General features: G+C 59.2%; 11 protein-coding genes and 1 other RNA gene. 10 read left to right on the forward strand and 2 right to left on the reverse strand.

Annotation, left to right across the window (positions count from 1 at the left end; all coding sequences use genetic code 11):
* The first annotated feature begins 38 nt into the window (after positions 1–38).
* The 6 genes from GFH31_RS00395 to bioC are packed head-to-tail and all read left to right on the forward strand — an operon-like array spanning position 39 to position 4,295.
* Entirely contained in the window at positions 39–443 is a 405-nt protein-coding gene (locus GFH31_RS00395) for a YbaN family protein (protein ID WP_118457480.1), read from the forward strand.
* Entirely contained in the window at positions 400–990 is a 591-nt protein-coding gene (locus GFH31_RS00400) for a purine phosphorylase (protein ID WP_101570672.1), read from the forward strand. Before GFH31_RS00395 ends, GFH31_RS00400 begins: the two co-directional genes overlap by 44 nt.
* Positions 987–1,787 carry a 1,4-dihydroxy-6-naphthoate synthase gene (locus tag GFH31_RS00405; protein WP_118457478.1) on the forward strand — a complete coding sequence of 267 codons (801 nt, stop codon included), beginning with the start codon at positions 987–989 and terminating at the stop codon, positions 1,785–1,787. Before GFH31_RS00400 ends, GFH31_RS00405 begins: the two co-directional genes overlap by 4 nt.
* Positions 1,784–2,905: an aminotransferase class I/II-fold pyridoxal phosphate-dependent enzyme gene (locus tag GFH31_RS00410; RefSeq protein ID WP_101570669.1), complete on the forward strand. Its 1,122-nt coding sequence runs from the start codon at positions 1,784–1,786 to the stop codon at positions 2,903–2,905. Before GFH31_RS00405 ends, GFH31_RS00410 begins: the two co-directional genes overlap by 4 nt.
* Positions 2,887–3,531, forward strand: a complete 645-nt coding sequence (locus GFH31_RS00415) for a pimeloyl-ACP methyl esterase BioG family protein (protein ID WP_118457476.1) — start codon at positions 2,887–2,889, stop codon at positions 3,529–3,531. Before GFH31_RS00410 ends, GFH31_RS00415 begins: the two co-directional genes overlap by 19 nt.
* Before the next feature lie 2 nt (positions 3,532–3,533).
* Positions 3,534–4,295 carry a malonyl-ACP O-methyltransferase BioC gene (gene bioC, locus GFH31_RS00420; protein WP_055204125.1) on the forward strand — a complete coding sequence of 254 codons (762 nt, stop codon included), beginning with the start codon at positions 3,534–3,536 and terminating at the stop codon, positions 4,293–4,295.
* Between the two features lie 3 nt (positions 4,296–4,298).
* On the opposite strand, the gene rnpB is transcribed toward bioC, so the two are convergent.
* An RNA gene (gene rnpB / locus GFH31_RS00425) (RNase P RNA component class A) lies at positions 4,299–4,699 on the reverse strand.
* A 160-nt stretch (positions 4,700–4,859) separates the two neighbouring features.
* Positions 4,860–6,017 (reverse strand): FN3 domain-containing metallophosphoesterase family protein, encoded by a 1,158-nt coding sequence (locus GFH31_RS00430; RefSeq protein ID WP_118457474.1) that lies wholly within the window; start codon positions 6,015–6,017, stop codon positions 4,860–4,862.
* Positions 6,018–6,148: 131 nt separating this feature from the next.
* Between GFH31_RS00430 and GFH31_RS00435 the strand changes: the two genes are divergently transcribed.
* The 4 genes from GFH31_RS00435 to GFH31_RS00450 all read left to right on the forward strand — a co-directional run bounded on the left by GFH31_RS00435 (position 6,149) and on the right by GFH31_RS00450 (position 12,375).
* Positions 6,149–7,354 carry an S-adenosylmethionine:tRNA ribosyltransferase-isomerase gene (locus tag GFH31_RS00435; RefSeq protein WP_118457472.1) on the forward strand — a complete coding sequence of 402 codons (1,206 nt, stop codon included), beginning with the start codon at positions 6,149–6,151 and terminating at the stop codon, positions 7,352–7,354.
* A 2-nt stretch (positions 7,355–7,356) separates the two neighbouring features.
* On the forward strand, positions 7,357–9,099 hold the full coding sequence (locus GFH31_RS00440) for a YgiQ family radical SAM protein (protein ID WP_101570661.1): 1,743 nt from the start codon (positions 7,357–7,359) through the stop codon (positions 9,097–9,099).
* A gap of 74 nt (positions 9,100–9,173) precedes the next feature.
* Complete coding sequence (gene dnaB / locus GFH31_RS00445; protein ID WP_055204133.1) at positions 9,174–10,766, forward strand: replicative DNA helicase; 1,593 nt, start codon at positions 9,174–9,176, stop codon at positions 10,764–10,766.
* A 73-nt stretch (positions 10,767–10,839) separates the two neighbouring features.
* Complete coding sequence (locus GFH31_RS00450) at positions 10,840–12,375, forward strand: YifB family Mg chelatase-like AAA ATPase (protein WP_055204136.1); 1,536 nt, start codon at positions 10,840–10,842, stop codon at positions 12,373–12,375.
* Positions 12,376–12,384 lie beyond the last annotated feature (9 nt).

The raw sequence follows: 12,384 nt of genomic DNA on the forward strand, positions 1-12,384 counted from the left end.
TTTTGATTTTTCGTATCTTGCGCCCGTTTCGTACGACTATGAAGAATACGCTGCTCAAAATCGCCGGATACCTGGCCGTCGGGCTCGGTTTCGTCGGGGCTTTCGTTCCGATGCTCCCGACCACGCCTTTTCTGCTGCTGGCCGTTTACTGCTTTTCGAAAAGCGATCCCCGGATGAACCGCTGGATGCTTCAGAACCGGGTTTTCGGCCGCTACCTGCGCGATTACAGGAGCGGTCAGGGAATCCCGCTGTCGGTCAAGATAACCGTGTTGTCGGTGATGTGGAGTTCCATGCTGTTCGTCGGCATCGTATTTAATAGCCGGATTTGGGTCGCCGTTTTGCTTTTTACCGTATCTTTGTTCGTCTCGATCCATATTCTGAGAATCAAAACCGCTTGCCGTGAAGAACGAAAAGATCGTCATACTGAGTCCGACGGAGCCTGAAATAGCGCCTTTCCGCTACGGTGCCGCCGACGGGCCCGAAATCCGGATCGCCGGGGTCGGCCCGTATCGCTGCGCTGTGACGACAATGGCGGCGGTCCGCGATTGCGACCCGCAGTTGTTGATCCTTGCCGGGATCGCGGGGGCGTATCCCGGCAGCGGATTGTCCGTCGGGCAGACGGTGCTGGTCGCTTCGGAGTGCGCCGCCGATGCCGGTTCGTTCGTGGCCGGCGATTTCACGCCGAAGTTCAGTGGGCGTTACGACTGCCCGTGGCTGCCGGCAGGGGTTCCGTTCCGTGCGGTCGATAGCAACAGCGTCGGCGTCGCGGGTACTCCGTTCGCCGATCGCGTCGGGGTGCAGATCGAGAATATGGAAGGCGCGGCGTTCTTTTATGCCTGCCTGCAGTGCGGAGTGCCGTTCCTGGAACTGCGCGCCGTTTCCAACCGCGTCGGCGATCCGTTTCCGGAATGGGACGTCCGGGGGGCGGTGACCGCGTTGGCCGACTCGCTGTGCGAATTGTTGCATTTCTTAAATACCGAGCGAACATGAAATTACAGCTTCATATATCGACTTGTCCGAACGATACGTTCATGTTCGATGCGATGGTGCACCGCCGTATCGACACCGAGGGTCTCGAATTCGACCTTTCGCTGGCCGATATCGAACAACTGAACGCCGGAGCGTTGCAAGGCGTTCCGGACATTTCGAAATTGAGTTATGCGGTCGTGCCGCAGTTGCTCGACCGTTACCGGGTGTTGCACAGCGGCAGCGCGCTGGGGCGCGGCAACGGGCCGCTGCTGGTCAGCCGCCACCGGATTTACCCGGACGAAGTGAGCGGTATCCGGGTGGCGATCCCCGGCGAGCACACGACGGCCAACCGCCTGTTGGCGACGTTGTATCCGGGCGTGACCGACAAGCGGGTCTATCTTTTCTCGGACGTGGCCGACGCCGTAATGAGCGACGAATGCGACGCCGGGGTGCTGATCCACGAAGGACGTTTTACGTACCGCGAAAAAGGGTTGCGGCTGGTGGCCGATCTCGGCGAGGAGTGGGAGAAAAAGACCGGACTGCCGTTGCCGCTCGGCGCGATCGCCGTATCGCGGCGATTCGACCGGCAGACGCAGCGGAAGATCGACCGGGTGTTGCGACGCAGCGTCGAATTCGCGTTCGCCGAGCCGTCGGCTTCGGCGGAATTCGTGCGCGGGTATGCGCAGGAACTCAGCGAGGAGGTGACGCGCCGGCATATCGAATTGTTCGTAAACGAATATTCGGTCGATCTGGGGGCCGAAGGAAAGAAGGCGGTGTGCGCGTTGCTGGAAAGAAAAGAAGAGGAGATTTTCGTATGATGCGCGAAACATTGCGGCGGCTGGCGGCCGAAGACAACCTGCGGACGCTGCCCGAAATAGGGATCGACGGGAAATACGTCGTTTACGAAGGTCGTAAATACCTGAATCTGTCGTCTAACGATTACCTGGGCCTTTCGTGCAGCGGCCTGCACCGGGAGTTTATGCGGCGGATGACCGACGGAGGGGATTTTCTGCTTAGTAATCCGTCTTCGCGGCTGATTACCGGCAACAGTCCGGATTACGGACGGCTTGAGATGGCGCTGTCGGAACTGTTCGGCGGGCGTGCCGTACTAGTCGTCGGCTGCGGTTACATGGTCAATTCGGGCGTGCTGCCGGCCGTTACCGGCAAGGGGGATCTGGTACTGGCCGACAAGCTGGTGCATGCCAGCCTGATCGACGGACTCAGGTTGTGCGAAGCCGACTGGAAACGGTTCAACCACAACGATACGGGACATTTGGAGCGATTATTGGCCGCCCACCGTCGTTCGTACCGGAACGTTTGGATCGTGACCGAATCGATTTTTAGCATGGATGGCGATCGCGCGCCGCTGAAAGAGCTGGCCGCGCTGAAACGGCGTTACGACGCGAAGCTGTATGTCGACGAAGCGCACGGATTCGGGGCCTGCGGGCCGCAGGGATGCGGAGTCGCCGCGGAGATGGGCGTCGGGGACGATTGCGATGTCCGTATTGCGACGCTCGGCAAAGCGCTCGCGTCGCAGGGGGCGTTCGTCGTTACGGACGGGCTGACGCGCGATTTCTTGATTAACCGGCTCCGGACGCTGATCTTCTCGACGGCGCTGCCTCCGATTTCGCTGCGCTGGTCGGAATACCTGGTGCGGCGTTTGCCGGAGATGGAAGACCGCCGCGCCCGGCTGCGGGAATTTTCGCGGTTGATTACCGGGGATGCGTACCGTTCCCACATCGTTCCGCTGCCGGCCGGAGAAAACGGCCGGGCGATTGAAATGAGCCGGCGTTTCCGCGAAGCGGGCTACTGGGTGATGCCGGTTCGTTATCCGACGGTGCCGAAAGGGAAAGCTCGGGTGCGCGTGTCGCTCAGCGCGGCGCTCACGGCCGACGAAATCCGAAAATTTACCGAAATATGCGCAAGTATTGGTTGACGCGGGACGGGAATCCCGGCCTGATCCTTTTCATGCTGGGCTGGGCGGCGGATCATCACGCGGTCGAGCACCTCGCGCCCGAGGGGTACGATATGCTCTGCGTATACGATTACCGTACGCTGGAACCGTTCGCTGCGGAGGAGTTTTCCGCCTACCGGAATGTCACGCTTTTTGCATGGTCGTTCGGGGTGTGGGCCGCCGAACGGACGTGCCGCGACGTTGCGTCGGATTGCGCCGTCGCGCTGGGCGGAACGCCCTATCCGGTGGACGACCGTTTCGGCATTCCGCGCAGGGCGTTCCTGGCGACGCTCCGGGGACTGCGCGGCAGCGGGGCGGAAACGTTCAACCGCCGCGCCTACGGCGCGGATTACGACCGGCTCGCCCCGTTTTTCGACGAGCGGCCGTTCGAAGACAAACTCGACGAACTCGGCGTGCTGTTCGAACGCTCCGCCGAACCGTATACGCCGTCGCTGGATTGGACGGCGGCGGTCGTGGGCGACCGGGACGCGATTTTCCCGCCGGCGAACATGCTTGCCTACTGGAAAGAAAAGGCCGTCGTAAAACCGTTGCCGCACTACCCTTTCGGCGATCCCGGCATCGTGTCCGGCTACTTAAAAAAAGATTGAAAATGACAACCGATAAACAGTTACTCAAAAAACGTTTTGCCGCCACGTTCCGGCAGTACGATTCGCTGGCCGTCGTTCAGCAGGAGATCTGCGGCCAGTTGGACGAAATGATCGGGCGGATCTGCCCCGGGCGGATCGGCCGGGCGATGGAGGTCGGCTGCGGAACCGGCTTCCTTACGCGCTACCTGCTGCGGCGCTATCCGGACGCCGAATGGATCGTCAACGACCTGATCGAAGAATCGGAAATCTATTTGCGGCCTTATGCGTCCGGACACTATGTGGAATACCTGTGGGGCGATGCGGAACTGCTGCCGCTGCCCGGAGAGCTGGATATGATCGCGTCGGCGTCGGCCGTGCAGTGGTTCGACAACCTGCCGCTTTTTATCGACCGCGCGGTCGGGAGCCTTTGCTGCGGCGGTTACTTCGCGTTTACGACGTTCGGTACCGACAATTTCCGGGAGATCCGGGCTACGACCGGCGAAGGGTTGCATTACTATACCAGCGAGCAGTTGCAGGAGTTGTTGACCGCTGCCGGATACGGGATCGTCGAAACGCTCGAATACACGCGCCATCTGCCGTTCGACACTCCGGCCGACGTATTGCGGCATATCAAGGCCACCGGCGTGAACTCGATCCGCAAGGCGCGCTGGGGAAAGCAACAGTTGATGGATTTCGAAACGGCTTACCGGGAACATTTCAGTATGCCGGACGGTCGCGTCGCGCTGACCTACCATCCGATCCTCGTCCTGGCGCAGAAAAAGTAAAAAAGCACAGCAGGGCTTGTAAGCCGGGTTCTGTACCTTCGCGAGCGAAGGCCTCTGTCATTTATCTAGGCCGGCGGTCACCCGCACGGCTCGTCAGCAACCTACCCCCCGACATCGGACGAGCAGCCCTACAACTGCCGGTATACATGGTCTTGCAACCCGCGGGACGTACTGACCGGCACGTGTCGCCACGGCCGCGGTGGGCTCTTACCCCGCCTTTTCACCCTTACCGTCCTTGCGGACGGCGGTCGTTTTCTGTTACGCTTGCCATTCCCTCGCGAGAATCTTCCCGTTAGGAAGCGCGGCGCTCTGCGTTGCCCGGACTTTCCTCCCCTCCCGTATGCGAACCAAAATATCGTCGAATGCATTCCGGCCCCGGGAGCAGCGACAGAGCTTCCCTGCTGTGCCCCGCAAAGGTAATCAAATGAAACCGAAATACGGGCCGTCCCGCCGTTAATTTTATCTTCCGGAGAATCGTCGTCCGGAAGTTCCTGCCGGTAGGCCGTGAAAAAAGCCGGCACCTTATTTTCAGGCGCCGGCCTTGTAGAAAGTCGATACGGCGGGTTACTTGCTGATTGTAAATTCTTTGAGCGTGTTGCCTCCGGTGTCCGTCACCTTCGCTTTCAGCGTGCGTCCGTCGATATCGATCCGTGCGACGCTTTCGGTGCTGTTGACGATTACCGGGAAAGTCAGTCGGTCGTACTTGTCCGGCGACATGAATTCGTAAGCGTGGGTGTGCCCGGAAATCATCAGGTCGATCTTCGCTTGGTTGTACAGCGGTAGGAATTTGTCCGTGATGTCCTGTATCCCGTGGCGCTCGGGATTGTCGCTCTCCATGTGCGAAAGCGGCGGGAAATGGTTCATCACGATGCGCCATTTCGCGCTTTTGTACGCTTTCGAGCGTATCAGTTCGCCGAACCAGGCGGCCTGTTCGGTACGGTATCCGTCGAAGTCGGTCAGTCCGGCGTAGACCCAGAAATCGTCCGGCTTGTCCTCGCCGCAGTCGAACACGATGAACATGATGTCGCCCACGCGGTAGGCTCCGTAATATTTTCCGCTGCTTTTCGGAACGTAGCGGGCGTATTCGCGGGCCATGTTGCCGCGCGTTTCGTGGTTGCCGCGCACCAGTACGAACGGTTTTTCCGAGGCGAACAGCTCGACGCTTTTATCGATGAAGCTCCGGAACGGCGTTTCTTCGTTGTCGTAGTAATTCATCATGTCGCCGACGTAGAAAATCATATCGGCGCTGCCGACGCCGGCCTGGTTCAGCAGGCGGCCCAGTTTATCGGGCTGCTGATGCATGTCGCTCAGCGCGATGAACGAGCAGGCGGTCGCTTTCGGATCCGGAGTCGAGAAGCGGCGCCAGGGCGAGACGATGCTGTCGCCGAACGTCACTTTGTAAGGCTGGAAGTCGGCGATTTGCTTCGAACAGAGCCGGTACTGGTAACGGGTGTCCGGCCGGAGGTTTTCGACGCGAATCACGTTGAACGTGTTGTAGGCGTCGCGCAAGCCGTTCCTGACGGTGTAGTGTCGTTCGGCTTCTCCGCCGTCCGGTTTCACTTCCACCCACGAAAAGCCTTTGTCGCTGGTCGTAAAGACGAATGTGACCGCGTGTTCGGAGAGTTCTTGCAGATATGGGCCGTGGTTGAACGTGTACGACTGTGCCGACGCGGTATATAATACGGCCAGTAGGCCGAGAAAACAAAAGACGATTTTTTTCATCGAGATGTTCGTTTAGTGATTTTTCGAATACCAAAAGTACGAAAAAAAGGGATTCGCCGGTCGGATATGGCTCGAAACCGTTCGTTTTTTATTTCCTTTGCAGGAAAATCCGGTTCGCCGGTCAACTGTGCATGAAACAAAATATCTGTATATCCGATTACGATTATCCGCTGCCCGAGGAGCGGATCGCCAAATTTCCGCTGGAACGCCGCGAGCAGTCGAAACTGTTGCTCTGCCGCGACGGACGGGTTTCGGAAGACCGTTTTTTCGAAGTGGGGAAATACCTGCCCGAAGGCAGCCTGTTGGTGTTCAACAATACGAAAGTAATCCGGGCGCGGCTCGTTTTCTATAAGGAAACCGGAGCCCGGATCGAAATATTCTGCCTCGAACCGCATGATCCGGCCGATTACGAGCGGGCGTTCGCCGCCAAAGAAAGTTCCGAGTGGTCGTGCATCGTCGGTAACCTGAAAAAGTGGAAGGACGGCCCGTTGCATATCGATTTCGAACTGAGCGCATGTTCCTGCCGCCTGAGCGCCGAAAAGGTATCCGCCGGGGAGAAGGAACAAATCGTCCGGTTCCGCTGGGATGTCGACTTGTCGTTCGGGCAACTGCTCGAAACGCTCGGGCGGATTCCGATTCCGCCCTATTTGCGCCGCGAAAGCGAGGAACTGGACAACAGCCGCTACCAGACAGTCTATTCGAAGTTCGAGGGATCGGTCGCCGCGCCGACCGCCGGCCTGCATTTTACGCCCGAACTGATCGAATCGCTGCGTCGGGCCGGGCATCCGACCGACGAGGTGACCCTGCACGTCGGGGCCGGCACTTTCCTGCCGGTCAAAACGGACCGCGTGATCGACCACCGGATGCATACCGAGCATTTCGAGTTTTCGGTTTCCACGATCCGGAATCTGATCGCATACGACGGGCGCGTTACCGCGGTGGGAACGACCAGCGTGCGGACGCTCGAATCGCTGGCGGCGCTCGGCTACCGCATTGTCCGCGACGGGGAGCCGGATCCGGAACGAGTCGTCGGGCAATGGGAAATTTACGACATTCCCGACGGGCTGGACGGCCGGGAATTGCTGGCGGCGTTGGCGGACTATATGGAACGGGAGCGGTTGCAGAAGATCAAAACCTCCACGCGGATCATGATTATGCCCGGATACCGGTTTCGGGTCGTGAACAGCCTGATAACCAACTTTCACCAACCGAAGAGCACGCTGTTGCTGTTGGTGTCGGCCTTTATCGGCGAGGATTGGCGCAGGGCGTACCGCTATGCGTTGGACAACGGGTTCCGGTTTTTAAGTTACGGGGACAGTTCGCTGTTGATTCGGTAAAGATGGGGATTTCGTATAAGATAACGGATTGGCTGCCGACTTCGGTCAAAGAGGTTCGAGCGCGCGGGTGGGACGAACTGGATGTGATCTTGTTCTCCGGGGACGCTTATGTCGATCATCCGTCGTTCGGGGCCGCCGTGATCGGCCGGTTGCTGGAGGCCGAAGGACTGCGCGTGGCGATCGTGCCGCAGCCGAACTGGCGGGACGACCTGCGCGATTTTCGCAAGCTGGGCAAGCCGCGGCTGTTTTTCGGCGTGTCGGCCGGAAGCATGGACTCGATGGTCAACCACTATACGGCCAACAAGCGGCTGCGCAGCGACGACGCCTATACGCCCGGCGGAAAGGCCGGTTTCCGGCCCGATTATGCCGTAACGGTTTATACCCGCATTTTAAAACGGCTTTTCCCGGATACGCCGGTCGTGATCGGCGGGATCGAGGCTTCGCTGCGCCGGGCCGCGCATTACGATTACTGGAGCGACTCTCTGAAACCTTCCGTGCTGGTCGACAGCGGGGCCGATCTGCTGACTTACGGCATGGGCGAACGGGTGGTGCTCGACATCGCGCGGGCGATGCACAACGGTTACAACCTGAACCTGCTGCGCAAATTGCGTCAGGTGGCCTTCCTGGCCGACGATAGGTATGTGGATTCGCTCGGCGACGAGGCGTTGAGGCTGCACGGTTTTGAAAAATGTCTGAAAGATAGGCGGGCGTTCGGCGAGAATTTCGTCCGGATCGAAACCGAATCGAATCGGATGGAAGCCCGGACGCTGGTCGAGCCGGTCGGCGACCGTTTCGTCGTGATCAATCCGCCGTATCCGAAACTGTCCGAACAGGAGCTGGACCACAGTTTCGGCCTGCCCTATACCCGCTTGCCGCATCCGCGCTATAACGGCAAAGGCGATATTCCGGCTTACGAGATGATTAAATTTTCGGTGAACCTGCATCGGGGCTGTTTCGGCGGGTGCAGTTTCTGCACGATTTCGGCGCATCAGGGCAAGTTCGTTTCGAGCCGCAGCGAGGAGTCGGTGCTCGACGAAGTGCGGAAACTGACGCGGATGCCGGGTTTCAAAGGATATATTTCCGACCTGGGCGGGCCGTCGGCCAATATGTACCGGATGGGCGGGCGCAACGAAGCGTTGTGCCGCAAATGCAGCCGTCCGTCGTGCATCTATCCGTCGCTGTGCCGCAACCTGAACAACGACCACCGGCCGTTGATGGAACTGTACCGTAAGGTAGACCGGTTGGCCGGAGTCAAAAAATCGTTTATCGGCAGCGGAATACGCTACGATCTGTTCGGCGACAACAACCGGGATTACCTGCGCGAAGTGGTCGTGAACCACGTATCCGGGCGGCTGAAAGTGGCTCCCGAACATACCGAGGACGGCGTGCTGCGGCTGATGCGCAAACCGTCGTTCGCGCTGTTCCGCGACCTGAACGAACGTTTTCAGAAAATATGCCGGGACGAGGGATTGAATTATCAGTTGATCCCCTATTTCATTTCGAGCCATCCGGGGTGTACCGAACGGGATATGCGCAACCTGGCGGCCGAGACGCGGCGGCTGCATTTCCGGCTCGAACAGGTGCAGGACCTGACCCCCACCCCGATGACGCTGTCGTCGGTGATGTTTTACACGGGCGAAAATCCGTACACGGACGAAAAAGTGTATGTCGCGCGTTCGCAGGACGAAAAGCGAAGGCAGAAAAGTTATTTTTTCGGATGGAAAGACCGGCGCGGCGAACGGTAAGTCCGAAAAATCGCCGCGGTCTTTCCCCGTGTCGATTAAAATCGTATCTTTACATGACCGTTGAGAATTGAATTATGGCAAAACGTTACACCCCGAATCCGAACAATGAAGAGGCTGCGGCCGCGCTGACCGATACGGTCGGGTTGATTCCGCCGCAGTCCGTCGAACTGGAAGAGGCCGTGCTCGGCGCCCTGATGCTCGAAAAGGACGCCGTGATCGAAATACAGGGGATCATCACTCCCGAAGCTTTTTACAAAGAGGCGCACCAGATCATCTACAAGGCGATCATGGAGCTGTCGATGGAACTCAAACCGATCGACCTGTATACCGTTACCGAAAAACTGAAGCAAACCCGCAAACTGTCTGCAGTGGGCGGTGCGGCCTACCTCGCGCAGTTGACCCAGAAGGTGGGATCGGCGGCGCATATCGAATTTCACAGCAAAATTATCGCCCAGAAGTTCGTCCAGCGCGAGCTGATCCGCGCGGCGACCGAGATACAGAAGAAAGCGTACGACGAGTCGATGGACGTAACCGACCTGATCGACTTGGCCGAAGGCGAGATTTTCAAAGTGTCCGAAGGCCACGTGAAGCGCGACGTGCAGAAGTCGCGCGATATCCTGACTAAAACGCTGCTCGCGATCGAGGAGGCTTCGAAACGCGAGGGCGGGTTTAGCGGCGTGCCGACCGGGTTTACGCACCTTGACCGGCTGACGCTCGGCTGGCAGCCTTCCGACCTGATTATCATTGCGGCGCGCCCGTCGATGGGTAAGACGGCTTTCGTGTTGTCGCTGGCGCGCAACGTGGCGGTCGATTTCGAAAAAGGGGTTGCCTTCTTCTCGCTCGAAATGAGCGCCGAGCAGTTGATGATGCGTCTGATCGTCGGCGAGTCGGGACTCGACTCGCGCGACGTGCGCAACGGACAGTTGACGCCCGAGCAGTGGAAGCATCTCGAATCGTCGATCAAGCCGTTGGCCGGTGCGCCGCTGTTTATCGACGATACGCCGGCCCTGTCGATTTACGAGTTTCGTTCGAAGGTGCGCCGGCTGAAGACGCAGTACGATATCCAACTGGTGATTATCGACTACCTGCAGTTGATGACCGCCGCGGTCGATACGCGCGGCGGAAATCGCGAGCAGGAGGTGGCGATGATTTCGCGTTCGCTGAAGGCGATCGCCAAAGAGCTGAACATCCCGATCATCGCGCTTTCGCAGTTGAACCGTTCGGTCGAGTCGCGCGGCGGCAACAAACGGCCGCAACTGTCCGACCTGCGTGAATCGGGCGCCATCGAGCAGGACGCCGACTTGGTGGCCTTTATCCACCGCCCGGAGTATTACGGGCTGATGACCGACGAGGACGGCACTCCCACGCAGGGCATGGCCGAGATCATCGTCGCCAAGCACCGTAACGGCGCGGTTGATACGATTAAGTTGCGTTTCCGCAAAGAACAGGCGAAATTCATGGATTACGACGATATTTCCGGCGACGGGTTTTCGATGGACAGCAGCATGAATTCCGAATTCGGATCGGCTATCGACGGCGGAAATGCCGGCGGCGGAGCAATGAACGATTTCGGCGGGTATGGCGAATTCGGCGTGCCGTCGGGATCGGCGCCGAACAAGCTCGGCGGTTTCGGCACGCCGCCGGACGATGAGAATCCGCCGTTCTAAACGAGAAAAGGATTTGATTTTTGAATAACCGCTTCGGATCTGTCCGGGGCGCGTAGCAACGCAACAGACTGTTATGTTCGTTAAGAGTTACGGAAGCGCCGTTGTCGGCATCGAGGCGATCACGGTCGCCGTCGAGGTGAATATCTCGGCGGGGATCGGACTCTACATGGTCGGACTGCCGGACAATGCGGTGCGCGAAAGCCAGGAACGTATCCGGGCCGCTTTCGAAAACTGTTCGTACAAGATGAGCGGTCGGAAGGTGATCGTCAACCTTGCCCCGGCCGATATCCGCAAAGAAGGGTCGGCTTACGATCTGCCGATCGCGGTGGCTGTTTTGGCGGCTACCGAACAGGTGGATTCGGCTCCGCTGGCTCGTTATGTGCTGATGGGCGAGTTGTCGCTGGACGGTTCGCTGTTGCCGGTACGGGGCGCGTTGCCGATCGCCATACAGGCGCAGAAAGAGGGATTTAAAGGGGTTATCCTGCCGAAACAGAATGCGGCGGAGGCGGCGGTCGTCGGATCGCTGGAGGTTTACGGAGCCGGTCATCTGCGCGAGGTGGTCGGATTCCTGTGCGGGGAGCATACCCTTTCGCGGACAACGGTCGATCTCGAAGGACGATTCCGGGAAAATGCCGAACGGTTCGACGTCGATTTCGGCGACGTCCGGGGGCTGGCGCATGTGAAACGGGCGCTGGAGATCGCGGCGGCCGGCGGGCACAACGTACTGATGATCGGGCCTCCGGGGTCGGGCAAAACGATGCTGGCGCGGCGTATGCCGTCGATTATGCCGCCGATGACGTTGCAGGAGGCGCTCGAAACCACGAAGATACATTCGGTAGCCGGGAAGCTCGGCGCCGAAACGGGTCTGTTGGTGACGCGGCCTTTCCGGTCGCCGCATCATCTGACTTCTCAGGCCGCTCTGGTCGGCGGCGGAACGTCGCCCCAGCCCGGCGAAATATCGCTGGCCCACAATGGAATCCTGTTCGCCGACGAACTGCCCGAGTTCGGACGCAGCCTGTTGGAGACGCTGCGTCAGCCGATGGAAGATAAAGTAATCACGGTCTCCCGTTCGAAATACACGGTGCAGTATCCGGCCAATTTCATGCTGGTCGCTTCGATGAACCCGTGTCCGTGCGGTTATTATAACCATCCGACCAAAGCGTGCGTCTGTTCGCATGGGGCGGTATCCAAATACCTGAACCGGATTTCGGGGCCTATGCTCGACCGGATCGACCTGCACATTGAGGTGATTCCTGTGGATTTTTCGGAGTTGTCGCAACCGGGGGCTGCGGAGAGCAGCGCCGCAATCCGCAGCCGCGTGGTGGCTGCACGGCAGGTTCAGACCGAACGTTTCGCCGGAACACCGGTATATACCAACGCCATGATGAACAGCCGTCAGTTGCGGGAATTCTGTCCGCTTTCGGCCGAATCGAGCGCTTTGTTACGCAAGGCGATGGAACGTTTCAACCTGTCGGCGCGGGCCTACGACCGGATTCTCAAGGTTTCGCGGACGATCGCCGATCTGGCAGGAGGCGGGCGGATCGAACCGGCGCATATCGCCGAGGCGATCGGTTACCGGACGCTTGACCGCGATACGTGGGGCGCTTAAAAACCGACG

This window comes from Alistipes sp. dk3624 (genome assembly GCF_009557455.1).
GTDB classification, from domain to species: domain Bacteria; phylum Bacteroidota; class Bacteroidia; order Bacteroidales; family Rikenellaceae; genus Alistipes_A; species Alistipes_A hominis.

What these genes read in the sequence shown, in the direction of transcription:
- GFH31_RS00395 (WP_118457480.1), top strand. Translation starts at nt 39, where the DNA reads ATGAAGAATACGCTGCTCAAAATCGCCGGATACCTGGCCGTCGGGCTC.
- GFH31_RS00405 (WP_118457478.1), top strand. Translation starts at nt 987, where the DNA reads ATGAAATTACAGCTTCATATATCGACTTGTCCGAACGATACGTTCATG.
- GFH31_RS00410 (WP_101570669.1), top strand. Translation starts at nt 1,784, where the DNA reads ATGATGCGCGAAACATTGCGGCGGCTGGCGGCCGAAGACAACCTGCGG.
- GFH31_RS00415 (WP_118457476.1), top strand. Translation starts at nt 2,887, where the DNA reads ATGCGCAAGTATTGGTTGACGCGGGACGGGAATCCCGGCCTGATCCTT.
- bioC (WP_055204125.1), top strand. Translation starts at nt 3,534, where the DNA reads ATGACAACCGATAAACAGTTACTCAAAAAACGTTTTGCCGCCACGTTC.
- GFH31_RS00430 (WP_118457474.1), bottom strand. Translation starts at nt 6,017, where the DNA reads ATGAAAAAAATCGTCTTTTGTTTTCTCGGCCTACTGGCCGTATTATAT.
- GFH31_RS00435 (WP_118457472.1), top strand. Translation starts at nt 6,149, where the DNA reads ATGAAACAAAATATCTGTATATCCGATTACGATTATCCGCTGCCCGAG.
- GFH31_RS00440 (WP_101570661.1), top strand. Translation starts at nt 7,357, where the DNA reads ATGGGGATTTCGTATAAGATAACGGATTGGCTGCCGACTTCGGTCAAA.
- dnaB (WP_055204133.1), top strand. Translation starts at nt 9,174, where the DNA reads ATGGCAAAACGTTACACCCCGAATCCGAACAATGAAGAGGCTGCGGCC.
- GFH31_RS00450 (WP_055204136.1), top strand. Translation starts at nt 10,840, where the DNA reads ATGTTCGTTAAGAGTTACGGAAGCGCCGTTGTCGGCATCGAGGCGATC.